Origin of the sequence: Exiguobacterium sp. RIT341, assembly GCF_000632205.1 — a bacterium.
Classification (GTDB): Bacteria; Bacillota; Bacilli; order Exiguobacteriales; family Exiguobacteriaceae; genus Exiguobacterium_A.
Map to the genome: position 1 here is coordinate 25,648 of NZ_JFYW01000010.1, position 14,804 is coordinate 40,451.

General features: G+C 49.3%; 17 protein-coding genes. 13 read left to right on the forward strand and 4 right to left on the reverse strand.

Annotated elements, in window-relative coordinates:
* Window positions 1-4: 4 nt before the first annotated feature.
* From dnaB to BW42_RS12585, 11 genes are all read left to right on the forward strand, one after another.
* The gene (gene dnaB / locus BW42_RS12540) at window positions 5-1,357 is read left to right on the forward strand and encodes a replicative DNA helicase (RefSeq protein ID WP_023469846.1); all 1,353 of its coding nucleotides are present in this window, start codon (window positions 5-7) and stop codon (window positions 1,355-1,357) included.
* A 212-nt stretch (window positions 1,358-1,569) separates the two neighbouring features.
* The gene (locus BW42_RS12545; RefSeq protein WP_035411743.1) at window positions 1,570-2,862 is read left to right on the forward strand and encodes an adenylosuccinate synthase; all 1,293 of its coding nucleotides are present in this window, start codon (window positions 1,570-1,572) and stop codon (window positions 2,860-2,862) included.
* Window positions 2,863-3,087: 225 nt separating this feature from the next.
* A complete protein-coding gene (gene yycF / locus BW42_RS12550; protein ID WP_023469844.1) occupies window positions 3,088-3,795 on the forward strand; it encodes a response regulator YycF in 708 nt (235 codons plus the stop codon).
* Window positions 3,796-3,797: 2 nt separating this feature from the next.
* Window positions 3,798-5,648, forward strand: coding sequence for a cell wall metabolism sensor histidine kinase WalK (gene walK / locus BW42_RS12555; protein WP_035411745.1), 1,851 nt, complete (start codon window positions 3,798-3,800; stop codon window positions 5,646-5,648).
* Complete coding sequence (yycH, locus tag BW42_RS12560; RefSeq protein ID WP_035411747.1) at window positions 5,645-6,961, forward strand: two-component system activity regulator YycH; 1,317 nt, start codon at window positions 5,645-5,647, stop codon at window positions 6,959-6,961. The genes walK and yycH overlap by 4 nt, the downstream gene beginning before the upstream one ends.
* A gap of 6 nt (window positions 6,962-6,967) precedes the next feature.
* Complete coding sequence (locus BW42_RS12565) at window positions 6,968-7,804, forward strand: two-component system regulatory protein YycI (RefSeq protein WP_035411749.1); 837 nt, start codon at window positions 6,968-6,970, stop codon at window positions 7,802-7,804.
* A 10-nt stretch (window positions 7,805-7,814) separates the two neighbouring features.
* Window positions 7,815-8,606, forward strand: a complete 792-nt coding sequence (locus tag BW42_RS12570) for an MBL fold metallo-hydrolase (RefSeq protein WP_035411751.1) — start codon at window positions 7,815-7,817, stop codon at window positions 8,604-8,606.
* Window positions 8,607-8,712: 106 nt separating this feature from the next.
* Window positions 8,713-10,002: a S1C family serine protease gene (locus BW42_RS12575; RefSeq protein WP_035411753.1), complete on the forward strand. Its 1,290-nt coding sequence runs from the start codon at window positions 8,713-8,715 to the stop codon at window positions 10,000-10,002.
* Window positions 10,003-10,147: 145 nt separating this feature from the next.
* Window positions 10,148-10,309 (forward strand): CxxH/CxxC protein, encoded by a 162-nt coding sequence (locus tag BW42_RS16200; RefSeq protein ID WP_069201504.1) that lies wholly within the window; start codon window positions 10,148-10,150, stop codon window positions 10,307-10,309.
* A gap of 72 nt (window positions 10,310-10,381) precedes the next feature.
* Window positions 10,382-10,861 carry a 23S rRNA (pseudouridine(1915)-N(3))-methyltransferase RlmH gene (gene rlmH / locus BW42_RS12580; protein WP_023469837.1) on the forward strand — a complete coding sequence of 160 codons (480 nt, stop codon included), beginning with the start codon at window positions 10,382-10,384 and terminating at the stop codon, window positions 10,859-10,861.
* Between the two features lie 198 nt (window positions 10,862-11,059).
* On the forward strand, window positions 11,060-11,458 hold the full coding sequence (locus BW42_RS12585) for a GNAT family N-acetyltransferase (protein WP_369792035.1): 399 nt from the start codon (window positions 11,060-11,062) through the stop codon (window positions 11,456-11,458).
* 1 nt (window position 11,459) lies between these two features.
* Here BW42_RS12585 and BW42_RS12590 read toward each other — a convergent pair whose 3' ends face one another.
* The 4 genes from BW42_RS12590 to BW42_RS12600 all read right to left on the reverse strand — a co-directional run bounded on the left by BW42_RS12590 (window position 11,460) and on the right by BW42_RS12600 (window position 13,047).
* A complete protein-coding gene (locus tag BW42_RS12590; protein WP_035411757.1) occupies window positions 11,460-11,834 on the reverse strand; it encodes a hypothetical protein in 375 nt (124 codons plus the stop codon).
* 27 nt (window positions 11,835-11,861) lie between these two features.
* Complete coding sequence (locus BW42_RS16340) at window positions 11,862-12,014, reverse strand: hypothetical protein (protein ID WP_155960200.1); 153 nt, start codon at window positions 12,012-12,014, stop codon at window positions 11,862-11,864.
* Window positions 12,015-12,171: 157 nt separating this feature from the next.
* On the reverse strand, window positions 12,172-12,411 hold the full coding sequence (locus BW42_RS12595; protein WP_023469834.1) for a hypothetical protein: 240 nt from the start codon (window positions 12,409-12,411) through the stop codon (window positions 12,172-12,174).
* A 15-nt stretch (window positions 12,412-12,426) separates the two neighbouring features.
* Window positions 12,427-13,047, reverse strand: a complete 621-nt coding sequence (locus BW42_RS12600) for an HNH endonuclease family protein (RefSeq protein ID WP_369792036.1) — start codon at window positions 13,045-13,047, stop codon at window positions 12,427-12,429.
* Window positions 13,048-13,239: 192 nt separating this feature from the next.
* On the opposite strand from BW42_RS12600, the gene BW42_RS12605 reads away from it, so the two are divergent.
* The gene (locus tag BW42_RS12605) at window positions 13,240-13,437 is read left to right on the forward strand and encodes a hypothetical protein (RefSeq protein WP_035411761.1); all 198 of its coding nucleotides are present in this window, start codon (window positions 13,240-13,242) and stop codon (window positions 13,435-13,437) included.
* A gap of 81 nt (window positions 13,438-13,518) precedes the next feature.
* Window positions 13,519-14,706, forward strand: a complete 1,188-nt coding sequence (locus BW42_RS12610) for a DUF4317 domain-containing protein (RefSeq protein ID WP_035395462.1) — start codon at window positions 13,519-13,521, stop codon at window positions 14,704-14,706.
* Window positions 14,707-14,804 lie beyond the last annotated feature (98 nt).

Below are 14,804 nucleotides of genomic sequence, written 5' to 3' on the forward strand. Positions count from 1 at the left end.
GGTGATGAGTGAAGTCATGCAAAATATGCCTCCCCAAAGCATCGAGGCAGAACAAGCCGTCCTAGGGGCGATCATGATTGATGCGGATCGTTTGATCAGTGCATCGGAACGTCTGTTACCGCAGGACTTTTACCGTGCCTCTCACCAACGGATCTTTGAAGCGATGCTCGTACTGTCCGACCGAGGCGAAGCGATCGACCTCGTTACGGTGACAGCCGAGCTCAGTACGCTCGGGATTCTAGATGAGATTGGTGGTCTACCCTATCTAGCGGAACTGGCAGAAGGGGTACCAACTGCAGCCAACATCAATTATTACGTCAACGTCGTTGACCAGAAGTCGACGCTCCGGCGTCTCATTCGGACGGCAGGCGAGATCGTCACTGATGGATACGAACGGCAAAATGAGGTCGATGTCCTGCTGAACGAGGCAGAACGGAAGATTCTCGAAGTATCACAAGGAAAAGGAAGCGCGAGCTTCATCCCGATCTCGGACGTCTTGACGAGTGCCTATGCAACGATTGATAAATTGCATAAGCAAAGCGGCGAGACGACGGGGATTCCGACCGGTTTCCAGGATCTCGATAAGATGACGGCCGGCTTCCAGCGCAACGATTTAATCATCGTCGCAGCACGTCCGTCGGTCGGGAAGACCGCGTTCGCCTTGAACATCTCGCAAAACGTCGCGACACGCGCTGACGAGAACGTCGCCATCTTCAGTCTTGAGATGGGTGCCGAACAGCTCGTCATGCGGATGCTCTGTGCCGAAGGAAACGTCGACGCGCAGCGTCTGCGGACGGGTCAACTCGAAGAAGAGGACTGGGGGAAGTTATCGCTTGCGATGAGTAACTTGTCTCAAGCCGGTATCTACATCGACGATACACCAGGTATTCGGGTCAATGATATCCGGGCGAAATGCCGTCGTTTGAAGCAGGAGCATGGTCTTGGGATGATCATGATCGATTACTTGCAGTTGATTCAAGGGAATGGTCGCTCTAGCGACAACCGTCAACAAGAGGTTTCGGAAATTTCCCGTTCCTTGAAATCACTCGCGCGTGAACTTGAAGTCCCCGTCATCGCCTTATCGCAGCTCTCGCGTGGGGTGGAGAGTCGTCAAGATAAGCGACCGATGATGTCGGATATCCGGGAATCGGGAGCGATCGAGCAAGATGCCGATATCGTCGCCTTCTTGTACCGTGATGATTACTACAATAAAGAAACGGAAGATGCGAATACGATTGAGATCATCATCGCGAAACAGCGGAATGGTCCAACCGGTACCGTCAAGCTCGCCTTCCGAAAAGAATTCAACAAGTTCGTGGATCTCGAGCCAAGCAACTCGTACGCGCCACCTGCTTAATCCAAGCTGCGTCTTGCCCTCGATGAATCGGAGGCAAAACGTAGCTTTTTTTTATTTTCACCTAAAGATTCTCAGTTTATTCACTAAAAACGATAATTAAACGAACGAAAGAGAATTGTAACAATTAATTGTTCGGTATTTGGTTGACTTCTTTTTTTTATCGCGTTACACTTAGTCGTGGTTTTGAATCGTACGTGGAGGTGGATGATAAGATGTCATCAGTAGTAGTAGTCGGAACACAGTGGGGCGACGAAGGAAAAGGGAAAATCACCGATTTTCTTTCAAAACAAGCTGACGTCGTTGCACGTTATCAAGGTGGAGACAATGCAGGACATACGATCGTATTCAATAACGAGACGTACAAATTGCACTTGATCCCATCAGGTATTTTTTACTCGGATAAGAAATGTGTCATCGGGAACGGTCTTGTCGTCAACCCGAAATCACTCGTCAAGGAATTGAAGTATCTGCACGATCGTGGTGTTTCAACGGATAACTTGTTAATTTCGAATCGGGCGCATGTCATCTTGCCGTATCATCAGTTGCAGGATCAGTTAGAAGAAGAAGCGAAGGGCGACGCAAAAGTCGGAACGACGCTAAAAGGAATCGGACCGTGCTACATGGATAAAGCCGCACGAATCGGAATCCGGATGGCAGACTTACTCGACAAAGAAACGTTTGCTGAGAAGTTAAAGATCGTTCTCGACCAAAAGAACCGCATGTTCACGAAGATGTATGACGCTGAACCAATCGCGTTCGACGATATCTTCGAAGAGTACTATGCATATGGACAAGGGTTCGCGAAATATGTCTGTGATACATCCGTCGTCGTCAACGATAGCCTTGATCACGGTGAAAAAGTGTTGTTTGAAGGCGCACAAGGTGTCTTACTCGACCTTGACCATGGAACGTATCCGTTCGTTACATCATCGAACGCATCAGCTGGCGGTGTTGCATCAGGTGTTGGTGTCGGTCCAGCCCGAATTGACCATGTCGTCGGTGTTTGTAAAGCGTACACGTCACGTGTCGGTGACGGTCCGTTCCCAACGGAATTGTTTGATGATATCGGTCATCAAATCCGTGAAGTCGGTCGTGAATACGGGACGACGACAGGACGTCCGCGTCGTGTTGGTTGGTTCGACTCTGTCGTCGTTCGCCACTCGCGCCGTACAAGTGGGTTGACGGATCTTTCGCTCAACTCGATCGACGTTCTGACAGGACTCGAAACGTTGAAGATCTGTACATCGTACGAATTCAATGGTAAACAGATCGATGAGTACCCAGCAAGCTTCCGTGATCTTGAAGCATGTGTCCCAGTTTACGAAGAGCTTCCAGGCTGGAAAGAGGACATCACAGGTGTCCGTCGCTTTGAAGATCTACCGTTGAACGCACAGAACTACGTCAAGCGGATCGCGGATCTGACAGGTATCTCGCTCGTCACGTTCTCGGTCGGACCGGGTCGTGAACAGACCGTCGTCTTGCGTGATCTCTACGAAGAAGCATAAGTCTCAATAGCCTCTTGCCTCCTGCAAGAGGCTGTTTTTTGTGCGAAATGGTTCACAAACGGAAGCAAAAACAGGTATACTGAATACAGTGTTTCACGTGGAACCTCTCCTGTGAGACGACGAACAGTAGAGCGAGTGGCGCCGGGAGTTTCCGTCGCCACCTTTCTATATGCCGAAAAAACAGGTAAAATAGATTGAATAGAAATTTTTAAGGGGGCACACCCAGTGACGGAACGTAAAATTCTAGTCGTCGATGACGAGTTACCGATTGCAGATATACTCAAGTTTAAATTAGAAAAAGAAGGCTACCAGGTCGCGATCGCAAACGACGGCGTGGAGGCATTAGAAAAATTCGAGGAGTTCAAACCGGATTTGATGTTACTTGATATCATGCTCCCGTTGATGGACGGGATGGAGGTCTGCCGGGAAGTCCGGAAGACGTCGAAGATTCCAATCATCATGCTGACAGCAAAGGATTCTGAAATTGATACGGTACTTGGTCTTGAGCTTGGTGCGAACGATTACGTGACGAAGCCATTCAGCTCACGTGAGTTACTCGCCCGCGTTAAAGTCCACTTGCGCAATACGAGTCCGGAAGCTACACCACAACCGGTTGGACCAGGTCCACTCAAAGTCGGAGAACTGTATATCGATACGAATTCACATACAGTGACGCGTAAGGATCAAAAGATCGAGCTGACGCAACGTGAGTTCGAATTGTTGCATTACCTCGCGAAAAACATTGGTCAAGTCATGACGCGTGAGCATTTGTTGCAGACGGTCTGGGGCTATGACTACTTTGGTGACGTCCGGACAGTCGACGTGACAGTGCGCCGTCTTCGTGAAAAAGTCGAAGATAACCCAAGTACGCCGGTCTATATCATGACGCGTCGTGGGGTCGGCTACTATCTCCAAGACGGGGAGAATGAATAACGATGTTAAAAGGAACGAACTTCTTTAAATCCATCCAATGGAAGCTTGTCGTCATCTATGCCTTATTGATTTTAGTGGCGATGCAGGTCATTGGTGTCTACTTCGTTCGTTCCCTTGAAAAGCAGTACATTACGAACTTCTCGAAGTCGGTCGAGGACCGGGCAGGTCTTGTCGCCTATAACGTCGGGAAGGAATTCGATAAAACAGGCGATGATGAAGCCTCCAAACGGCAGTTGTCCCAATCATTAGGGCAACTGCTGTCTGAGTTTAGTAATGGCTCCACCTCAAGGAACGACATCCTCGAAGTCCAGATTATCGATCAGGACTCGATCATCCAAGCGACATCGGATGACGAGAACCAGTCGGCGGTCGGTCAACGGGCGACGAATTCACTGATTAAAAAAGCGCAGGCAACGAGCTCGACCCGGACGGACACCGTACTCGATCCGGAATCAGAAGATAAGATCCGGATCTTTGCCGTACCCGTCACCTCGGAACGAGACGGTGTGACGACCGGGATGATTTATGTCCGTGCCTCGATGGAGTCGATCTATTCGCAGATGCAACAGGTCACGCGGATTTTGGCGACCGGAACAGTCATCGCCCTCGTCATCACGTCGATTCTCGGAGTCTTGCTGTCGCGGACGATCACGCGTCCGATTTCGGATATGCGGCGTCAAGCGATCGAGATGCGACGCGGGAACTTCTCGCGGAAGGTTAAGGTCTATTCGGATGATGAGATCGGGCAACTTGCTCGTTCGTTCAATGAATTGACGGATGAGCTGCTCGAAGCGAACGCGACGACGGAAGCCGAACGGCGGAAGTTGACGAGTGTCCTCGAGAACATGACCGACGGCGTGATTGCGACGGACCGGACGCTGCGCGTCATTTTGATGAATGATCAAGCGAAGGATATCGTCGGCGCTGACGATGCGAGCGTCGTCGGAACGAACTTGAAGGACCTACTGGCACTCGGTGACGATTTCATGATTCCGGAAGACGGCACGATGCCACCGCGTCTGCTCGATTTCAGTAGTGAGGACGAACTGTTCCTCGTCCGGGCATTCTTCTCGCCCGTCAAGAAACACAGTGGACCGATTACCGGGATGATCGTCGTCCTACATGACGTCACGGAACAGGAGCAGGTCGAACAGGATCGACGTGAATTCGTCGCGAACGTCAGTCACGAGCTCCGGACACCACTGACGACGATGCGCAGCTACCTCGAAGCCTTGGCAGAAGGTGCCTATCAGGACGAGGAACTCGCACCGCGTTTCCTTGAGACGACACAAAATGAGACCGAGCGAATGATCCGCCTCGTCACCGATCTCTTACAACTGTCGAAGATGGACAGTAAGGAATATAAGATGAACAAAGTCCGCTTCGATTACATTCAGTTCTTGAATGAGATTCTCGATCGCCATGACATGACGAAGCCGGAACGGATTCGTTTCCGTCGTAAGATCATGAAGCGGAAAGTCTATATCCGTGGGGATCAGGATAAATTGATTCAGGTCGCAGATAACATCCTGACGAACGCGATCAAGTACTCACCGGAAGGCGGGACAATAACCGTCCGGACGATGCTCCGGGCAAAACGGATCGTCATCAGCATCAAGGATGAAGGTGTCGGAATCCCGAAAGCGAATCTCCAAAAAATCTTCGAACGCTTCTATCGTGTCGATAAAGCCCGTGCCCGTAAAATCGGCGGCACCGGTCTTGGTCTGTCGATCGCGAAAGATGTCGTTTCGGCTCACGGTGGCGACATCTGGGCAGAAAGCGAATGGGGACGCGGTACGACGATTTACTTCACGCTTCCGTATGAGGTGATCGAAGAGGTGGATGCCGGATGAAGAAACAACACTGGAGTTCGCTGTTACTCGTCCTGCTCGTCGCCGGTTCGATCGCTCAGACAGCGATGCTCTGGACCTATCATCCAAGCAGTGAATCGATCGAGCGGGAACAAGTCTCGTTCAACGAGATCGATGCCTCAAAGACGATTGAAAGCAACCAGCTGATTAATCCGGAATTACTTGTCTATTCGGATCAGGAAGGGACGTACCAAACGCAAATCATCGGGCGGACCTTCCTCAACCGGATCGGTGCATCGTTCAATATCGGGGTCCTTGTCCTGACGGATAAAGCAAAGAACATCCCGGTCGGCGAGCGGAGCGTCGAGATGATTTTTCCGACACCGATCAGCGCAACGATGCTTGAGGAGTTACTCGGAGAAAAACAGATCGCGTTCTCAGAACCGATCAAACGGCTCTATCTCCTCGATTACGATGGTCCGATTCTCCGTCTTGAGTCGGCGACGGGGCGCCTAAAGGACTTTAAACTCGTCGGCGATGAGACGGTTCTGAAACGACTGTTCGCGTACGATAAGAAAAAACCGATGACGCGCGTCGAACTCAAAGGGGGCGATTATACGTATGTCGCGAGTGGTACGACACGGCTGGAACAAGTCTTCGTCTATGACGAGGTCGGGCAATCGCCGCAACCACTCGATCGCATCCGGAGTGCCTTCTTTGCCGAAAATTCGAACGTCCAGCAAATCAAGAGTCGCGATGATCTCGACGTCTTGACGGATGGCGTCAGCGTCTCGACGTACGACCGAAACTACAATGTCTATCGCTTCAACACGTTATCGCCGAACACCCAAAGCTCGACCGTTGATTACAGCACGCTCGTCAGCTACGTCAACATTCATGGAGGCTGGCTTGATCAAGAGACACAACGGAGTGGTTTCCGCTATTACTTCGATCAGATGAGTAAGAAGGGCGAGGAACAGACGGCGACGTTCCGGTTGTACTTGAACCGGTATCCGGTGTTCGGGGAGAGCGGTCCGTTGCTCGAACAGACGAAGTTCGATCTCGCGACACTGAAGATCATGTATGAAGAAAATCAAGTCCGGTCGCTCAGCCGCAGCATGCTTCGAGCGAAGCGGAAGTTGATCCTTCGGGAAGAGACGGTGCCGGCTGTTGAAACGGTTCTTGAACGTTTAAGACGCGCCGATCTCTTAAAAGAAATCAGTGGGATCCGGGTCGGATATGAGATGACGTATAAAATTTCAACGAGCCGCTACGCTGTCTTTGAGCCGACGTGGTTCATCAAGGTCGATGGGGTTTGGCAATCGATCAATCAAGCTGTCGGGAATGAGGGGTGAGGACGAATGGACTGGAGTAAAGCGAAGACCTTATTGATGCTGACCTTTTTGATCCTGAACGTCTACCTCGCCATTCAATTGATGGACCGGATGGTCGAGCCGCGGATCGTTGCGACAAGTGCGACCGGGAAATCGATCTTGAAGGATCGTCACATCGACGAGAAGAAACTGCAACCGGTCACGCGTGACATTGGTTATTTGACGGCCGAAGTCGATGCGCGGACGCTGGCGCCACTTGCAAGTTCACCGATTCAGGATGCAGTCGCCTCCGTCAAGAATGATGTCGAGTGGTCGGTCCGGTTGACGAAACCGTATCGACTCGAAACGAAGACGATGCGGGATTCCGCTTCATCGTTCGTTCAAGCGTCCGTTCGGTATGGTGCCGAATATACATTTTGGAAGTATGATAGTAAGTATCAGGAGATGACATTCGTTCAGACGTATAAGGGACAGCCGCTCTATTCGACACCACAGCAGTCGCGTGAGGACGATGCGATGATCGGACCGTCCCTGCTCGTCTTGCAACTCAACGATGCGAAGGAAATCGTCAGCTACAAACAACGCCACTTGAACAAGGTCGTCCGGCAAGCACAGGACGTGACGTTGTTATCGGCAAGTGAAGCGATCGTCCAGTTGTCGGAGCAAGGTTTGTTCCCGGCATCGAAACGGTTGACGAGTCATAAGCTCGGATATTTCTGTCTCGTCACGGAAGGCACGGAATCCGTTCAAATCCTGCCGCCGACGTGGCAAATCGAGCTCGACAACGAGGAAGTCTACTTCGTCAATGCGATTGACGGCGGTGTCCAGACCGTCGAACGATTGGATACAGTCTCAGAGAAATGAGGAATGCACGATGAGCCTACACTACAGCGTCATGGCCAGTGGCTCGACGGGGAACGCCCTCTATATCGAAAGTGAACAGACTCGTTTGCTCGTCGACGCGGGACTGACCGGCAAGGCGATGCTCGCCTTGTTCGACCAGATCGACCGGTCGCCGCAGGGTATCGACGGTCTGTTCGTCACCCATGAGCACTCCGACCATATCAAAGGCGTCGGCATCATGGCACGCAAGTACAATATCCCGCTCTATGCCAATGAAAAGACGTGGGCGGCGATGGAAGCGAAGATTGGTAAGATCGACCCGGCGCTGAAGTTCCTCTGGGAAGTCGGAGAGATCAAGCAGTTCGGTGACATCGAAGTCGAATCATTCAACGTCAGTCATGATGCAGCGGATCCGATGTTCTTCCAGTTCGCTCATGAAGGAAAACGGTTGGCACACATCACGGATACCGGATACGTCTCGGACCGGATGAAAGGTGTCATTCGGGGCGCTGATGCCTATATCTTCGAAGCGAACCATGATATCGGTATGCTTCAGATGGGACATTATCCATGGAGCGTCAAACGGCGGATCCTTGGCGACTACGGACACGTCTCGAACGAAGACGCTGCGATCGCGATGAGTGAGGTCCTTGATGACCGGACGAAACGCATCCACATGGCCCACTTGAGCAAGGACAACAACATGAAGGAACTCGCCCGGATGAGTGTCTCCCAGACGCTCGCGAGCCGTGATGTCGATCTGAGTAAGATTCAGCTTCTCGACACGGATCCGGTCATTCCGACGCCGCTCCTGAAGCTTTGATTATGGGAAATTACTGAATATGCTCAAAAGACCCCCACATTTGGCTCACTTGCCACGTGATGGGGGTATACTTGTGTAAAGAGAGTCATAAAGGAGGCGTATGTCGATGGATCGACCCGAAGAACCACGGAACGAATCCGAACGATACGAACAGTCATCCGATGAGAGCGGCTTCCCGCCCCGTCAGCCGGCAACGAGCGAACCGGTCAGCCCTTATCGTGAACCATATGAAGAACAACCAGAACCGCCGCGTCGTCGCGGTGCCGGAAAAGCCTTTTTCGTCGGTCTGATCGGCGGAATCGTCGGAGCTTTGTTGATTGCCCTCATCGCGTGGCCGTTCGTCCGTGATGAGATGACGAGTCCGACTCCGGTTTCGTCGACGGCAACGGAACAGACCGCGACACAGACGACAGAGGATGAAGCCGACATCGTCGGTGCGGTCGGTAAGACGAAGGAAGCCGTCGTGAGCGTGACGAACCTTCAGAGCTCGTTTCAAGGAACCGATCAGGAAACGGGTTCAGGGTCCGGCGTCATCTATAAAAAAGACGGGAATAAAGCGTATGTCGTCACGAACTACCATGTCGTTGAAGGGGCGAGCCGCCTGTCTGTCACGTTATCTGACGGAACAGCACTCGAGGCAAAAGTCCTCGGCGAAGATCCGACGTACGATTTAGCGGTCCTGTCGATTGATTCATCGAAAGTGACACAAGTCGCAAAACTGGGGGATTCGGATACGTTACGTGCCGGTGAAACGGTGCTTGCGATCGGGAACCCACTCGGAATCTTCGCGAACTCCGTCACGCGCGGTGTCATCAGTGCGCAGGAACGGACGGTTCCAGTTGATACGAATAAGGATGGACAGCAAGACTTTAATACAGAAGTCATTCAAACCGATGCAGCAATCAACCCGGGGAACTCCGGTGGAGCGCTCATCAACACAGCCGGTCAATTAATCGGAATCAACTCGATGAAGATTGCAGAAGCAAGTGTCGAAGGAGTCGGATTTGCGATTCCGATCAACGAAGCGTTACCAATCATGCGTGACCTCGAGCAAAACGGTGAAGTCGTTCGTCCACAGCTCGGGATTCAGATTCGTGACGTGCAGGAATTCCCAAGCGGATATCGCGAAGATCGTCTGAAATTACCGGATGATGTCACGAAAGGAATCGTCGTCGTCGGTCTGACACGTAACAGCGGAGCCGAAAAAGCGGGAATGAAGGCAAACGATGTCATCGTTGAGATCAACGGAAAAGCAATTGCATCGTTCGCCGATTTAAAAAGTGTACTGTACCGGGATGCAAAAGTCGGTGAAACAGTCAAAGTCACGTTCTACCGAGGCGGTGAAAAACAGACAGCAGATGTGAAGTTGTCGGCTCAGTCACCAACCGTTCAGTAAGGCATCACTTGAAAAACCATCCACAGGTCCGACCTGTGGATGGTTTTTTTGAGTGAAGAAACCTGCGCCTTTTTCGGTCAGGAAGGTCGATATTTGTTATACTGGAATCGGATAAATGTGGATAAGTGAAAGGAGGAGACCACCTGTGGATAAGTACGTTTGTTTAGAACATGTCGAGCTCGCACTTGACGAAATCGTAGATGAAACAGAACAATACCCGATTCTCGATCAGCTAAATCCAGAAAAAAACATCACGTGTGAATACTGCGAGGCACCGGCAACATATCTTGTGTCAAGCAAAAAATAAATATCAACATGTGGATTTGTGGATAACTCTGTGGATAACTCCTGAATTTTCTGTCAGAAAGCGAGAAAAAAGATGCAAATTACCATCATTACGGTCGGAAAGCTAAAAGAGAAGTATTTGAAGCAAGGCATCGCCGAATATACGAAGCGTCTTGGCGCCTACTGTTCGATCCAAGAAATCGAGGTCGCGGACGAAAAGGCACCGGAGCAGTTGAGTGAAGCGGAGATGGCGCAAGTAAAGAAAAAAGAGGGCGAACGGATTTTAGCGAAAATTGGACCGGACGTTCATGTCCTTGCACTTGCTATCGAAGGAAAACAACGGACAAGTGAACAGTTTGCAAAAGAACTCGATCAACTCGCGACATATGGCAAGAGCAAGATTGCCTTCGTCATCGGTGGATCGCTTGGTCTTGCACCAGAAGTGATGCAGCGGGCGAACGATACAATCTCGTTTTCGAAGATGACATTCCCGCATCAGTTGATGAAGATGATCCTCTGTGAACAGATTTATCGGGCATACCGGATTAATCGGAATGAGCCTTATCATAAATAAACAGTATTTAGATGACCGCCTTAAGTGTAGTAACTGATACTCGAGGTGGTCTTTTTTAAATAATAAGATTAACCCTTATATCACAATTAACATAATAAATATAAATGAAAGGTATACATAATGGTTATTCAGATTATAGAACAGAAAACACGTAGTCAGATTAAAGACTTTTTTACTGTGCACTGGGGCAGTTCACAAATGGTAACGTCAACAGGTGTTCATGATTGCAGTCTGTTGGATGGATTTTATGTTACGAATGATGATTATGAAATCATTGGACTAATCACCTATCATATTACTTCACAGACGTGCGAAATCATTTCACTGGATAGTCTTGAAGAAAATAAAGGAATCGGTTCACAATTGATGCAAATGGTAGAAGAAAAGGCAACACAGCAACAATGCAACTTGCTGACACTCGTTACGACAAACGACAATGAACGTGCGATACGTTTCTATCAACATCGGGGATACACAGTATCGCAGGTGATTCCAAATGCCGTGGGCCTTGCACGCAAAATAAAACCGGAAATCCCGTTATACAATGAAAAGGGAATTCCGATTAAAGACGAAATCGTCTTCATAAAACAGCTATAAGTTATCCATTCGTTGTTGATGTTAGAACTTCTAAATAATCCTTTTCGCTCTTGAATTGATCGTTCACAATCAAATCTGGTGAAATCAAATAGTTTCCGGCATATTCCTCATGCTTAATTTTGAAATAGTATGTCTTAGGTGCGAGTATACTTTTTGATCGATGAATCTGCTCTCGTGATAGTGGCGTCCAATCTGATTGATCTTGTGAATTAGTGAAAGAGACAATAATCGATTGATCAGCTTGAATCAATACCACGAGGTCTTTTTCTTGTAAACGCGATGGATTGACGTGGGCTAGGATCGGGTCGGCAGACTTGGCGATAAAACCTCCAATAATGGAGTGTGACTGCTGTTCCTTGATGAACTGTTGAATCATAGTTGTCCTCCTAACTAGATTTATGGATTACTCTGACTTTGCTTTCGTGATGATACCGATACCACAACCAAATAGCATGATGATGCCCGTAACGAGTAATGCAGGCACGTGACCCTCTAATGCCATGTATAGACCTGCACCACTTAAAATGACGCCAGTTGGAATCAAAACGTTTCGCATGACTTATGCCTCCCGAAAGAATAATGATGTTGTTTTCACTATACCGGATAAGTAGTCAGATAAGTGCATACGATTTAGTAAATAATGACAATCTGATTTTGAATATGCAAAACGAAAACAGACGCCGCCCACTAACTTGGACAGCGTCTGTTTTTCATTATGTTCGCTCTAGTACATTGACGAGCATCTGATGGATGACGTCATGATCCCGAACGTCATGGACACGATAACTTCCGGGTAACGTATAGACGTCTATCGCTCCGACATAAGCAATCTTCAGTTCCAACGTTCCATCCTCCTGACAGGTCGTCCGGAGTTCGAGTTCACCGCTGATGACACCGACTTCTTGCGTCATCACGCCATGCGTGGCGGTAAAGGTAGAGGTTTTCGTTTCCATCGAATCGACTCCTTTTTAGTATGTACATGTGTTCAACATCGTTTGTAAGGCTGTTTTTTCACTCGACTGTAAGCTGAGGTTCCAGCGGCTCTTCGTATTGATCCACATTTTTGAGTAAGCACAGCTCGCACCTGCCCGTGTCGGCTTCCATGTCGACGGATCCTGGTCCCCTTTTGAACGGTTCGAGCTTGCGGAGACAGCGATCAATTGCGGACCTGTCAAATCGTTTGCGAATGCTTGACGTGTCGTCGTCGTCCAGCTGCTTGCTCCTGAGCGCCATGCTTCGGCAAGCGGTACGACGTGATCGATGTCGAGGTCAGATGGATTCGTGAATGTCAGTCCGTCATAGTAACTATACCAAGAACCGGATGTAACGGGGCACGATCCGACATATGAATCGGCGTCACGTTTTAAGACGACTTGTCGTGTGTCACAGCCGCTTCCTTGACTGCTCCAGTGCGGGAACAAATCACGTGAATAACCGGTCATGCTGCCTTCTGTTTTAACCGTTAAGGCATCGAGTTGAGACTGGGCCGTCGCTTTCGATGAGATGCCCGATGGTAACGCGGAAACAGACGTCGTATCGAATTGGAAAGCGGTCAGGCAGACGAGCGTAGTGATGACGATGGACTTGATGGCTTTGAACACGTGTCATTCCTCCTATGTATGAGACGAGATGATGTGAAGACACCCTTCACAATTTTTAGTATGGCAGCACTCATTTAGGAAAAAATGAATATCGTGTAAATGTTATTAAAATTAAACTTTTGTCATTATATAGAAGGGTCTGATGTTAGGATTTAGGTGGAGAAGAAAGGAGACTACATAATGAACGAACGAATTAGAGGATGGTTGATCGTGTTCGGCGTATTTTTAGTCGTAAGTGGCACGTTGACGGAAGCACAACGTTATTTCAACACAAAAGAACTAGAAAATTGCATCGCGCAAGCTCGCGCTGCCCATCAAGAATATGAATATGAGATCGTTAATCCCGTCACACGTGCTTATTCATTCCGCGCGTATTGATTTTCTAAAAGATGTCGGGTCATCTCGCATATGGTACGCTTTTCAGGAAGTAGGATTTTAATGATTCGAGGAGCTGGTATCATGAATAAAAAAGACATCGCCGACATCCGTCGTCACTTCAAGATGGATGCCGATTTACTAAAAATCCATGAAATCTACAACGTCTATATCCGAAAAGAGACGAGCGAAATCTATCATGAGGAAGCCCGACCGTTTCCGTTGCTTGATCCGGAGCAACAGGAGCTGTTCCTTGCGAACTTCAAGAAGGTACTAGGTGGAAAACTCGACGTCAAGCTGTTCGAGGTCAAGTTCACGCATCCAGAAGAAGGGGAGACGGGTCATACGCAACAGCTTCTTTATGAAGGACTGTATGCGGAAGAGCCGGAGGACTGGGTCGAACAGATGCAGACGATGGCGTTGAAGATGGTTCAGGACGTCCAGTACGAGAATGATCTCGTCGTCACGTTCATTCGCGGACAATACTATAAAACGACGAAGCGCCAAGCGGATGAGACAGAGATCGATCCGAATGACGACGTCTATACGACGCCGTTCATCCTCGGTAGCCTTAACTTGACGGAGTTACCGAAACAATCACTCGTCTTTGATTTTGTCGAACGCGAATTCAAGTCGAACTTATTCATCAATCCGGTCATCAAACTAGCGTCGCCGATCGGTGGATTCCTCTTCCCGACCTTCACCGACAATGCGGCAGACGTCAATCATGTCTTGTATGCGGCAGGTAAGCCGAATAAACCAGATTTCGGCTTCCTTGAAAACGTCTTGAACGGTCAACCGATCGTTACGGCAGATGAGGATAAAGCGATCTTCGAGGAAATCGTCAAATCGGTCGTTGGTGAATCGATGGATACGAAGACGTTAGCCGGTGTCTATGAAAACATCAATCAGTTGATCGTCGTCGAAGAGGATCAAGATGAGGAAGAAGTGCCAATGCTCGACGTTCAGGAAGTCGAACGTGTCCTCAAGGCAAGCGGTGTCGAAGACGTCAGCACGGAGCAGGTCGAACGGGCGTTCAAGACGGTCGTTGACGATCCGACGTACGAGATGAAGGCGAGTAACATCGTCCCGAACTATGAAGCGAAATCGATTAAAATCAATACGAAGGTCGCAAACATCGCGATCAGTCCGCAAGACTTGAAGTACGTCAAACAAGTCAACTATCAAGGGAAACGCTGCTTGTTGATCGAGGTCGAGGAAGACACGGTCATCGATGGCTTTACGATCGTTTCACAAGAACAATTACGATGAGGATCAGCGCAGGCGACTGCGCTGATTTTTTTAGGTGAAATATTTGCTTCTCCTGTCAAAGACAGGTATATTGTGATGTAAGCGGTCTCTTTTTTGGA

Bases quoted from the DNA above. Each gene is read 5' to 3' on its own strand.
- BW42_RS12545 (WP_035411743.1), top strand. From the start codon at position 1,570: ATGTCATCAGTAGTAGTAGTCGGAACACAGTGGGGCGACGAAGGAAAA.
- BW42_RS12595 (WP_023469834.1), bottom strand. From the start codon at position 12,411: ATGGAAACGAAAACCTCTACCTTTACCGCCACGCATGGCGTGATGACG.
- BW42_RS12575 (WP_035411753.1), top strand. From the start codon at position 8,713: ATGGATCGACCCGAAGAACCACGGAACGAATCCGAACGATACGAACAG.
- BW42_RS12570 (WP_035411751.1), top strand. From the start codon at position 7,815: ATGAGCCTACACTACAGCGTCATGGCCAGTGGCTCGACGGGGAACGCC.
- walK (WP_035411745.1), top strand. From the start codon at position 3,798: ATGTTAAAAGGAACGAACTTCTTTAAATCCATCCAATGGAAGCTTGTC.
- BW42_RS12590 (WP_035411757.1), bottom strand. From the start codon at position 11,834: ATGATTCAACAGTTCATCAAGGAACAGCAGTCACACTCCATTATTGGA.
- BW42_RS12565 (WP_035411749.1), top strand. From the start codon at position 6,968: ATGGACTGGAGTAAAGCGAAGACCTTATTGATGCTGACCTTTTTGATC.
- yycH (WP_035411747.1), top strand. From the start codon at position 5,645: ATGAAGAAACAACACTGGAGTTCGCTGTTACTCGTCCTGCTCGTCGCC.
- BW42_RS12605 (WP_035411761.1), top strand. From the start codon at position 13,240: ATGAACGAACGAATTAGAGGATGGTTGATCGTGTTCGGCGTATTTTTA.
- dnaB (WP_023469846.1), top strand. From the start codon at position 5: ATGAGTGAAGTCATGCAAAATATGCCTCCCCAAAGCATCGAGGCAGAA.
- BW42_RS12585 (WP_369792035.1), top strand. From the start codon at position 11,060: ATGGTAACGTCAACAGGTGTTCATGATTGCAGTCTGTTGGATGGATTT.
- BW42_RS12610 (WP_035395462.1), top strand. From the start codon at position 13,519: ATGAATAAAAAAGACATCGCCGACATCCGTCGTCACTTCAAGATGGAT.
- BW42_RS16340 (WP_155960200.1), bottom strand. From the start codon at position 12,014: ATGCGAAACGTTTTGATTCCAACTGGCGTCATTTTAAGTGGTGCAGGT.
- rlmH (WP_023469837.1), top strand. From the start codon at position 10,382: ATGCAAATTACCATCATTACGGTCGGAAAGCTAAAAGAGAAGTATTTG.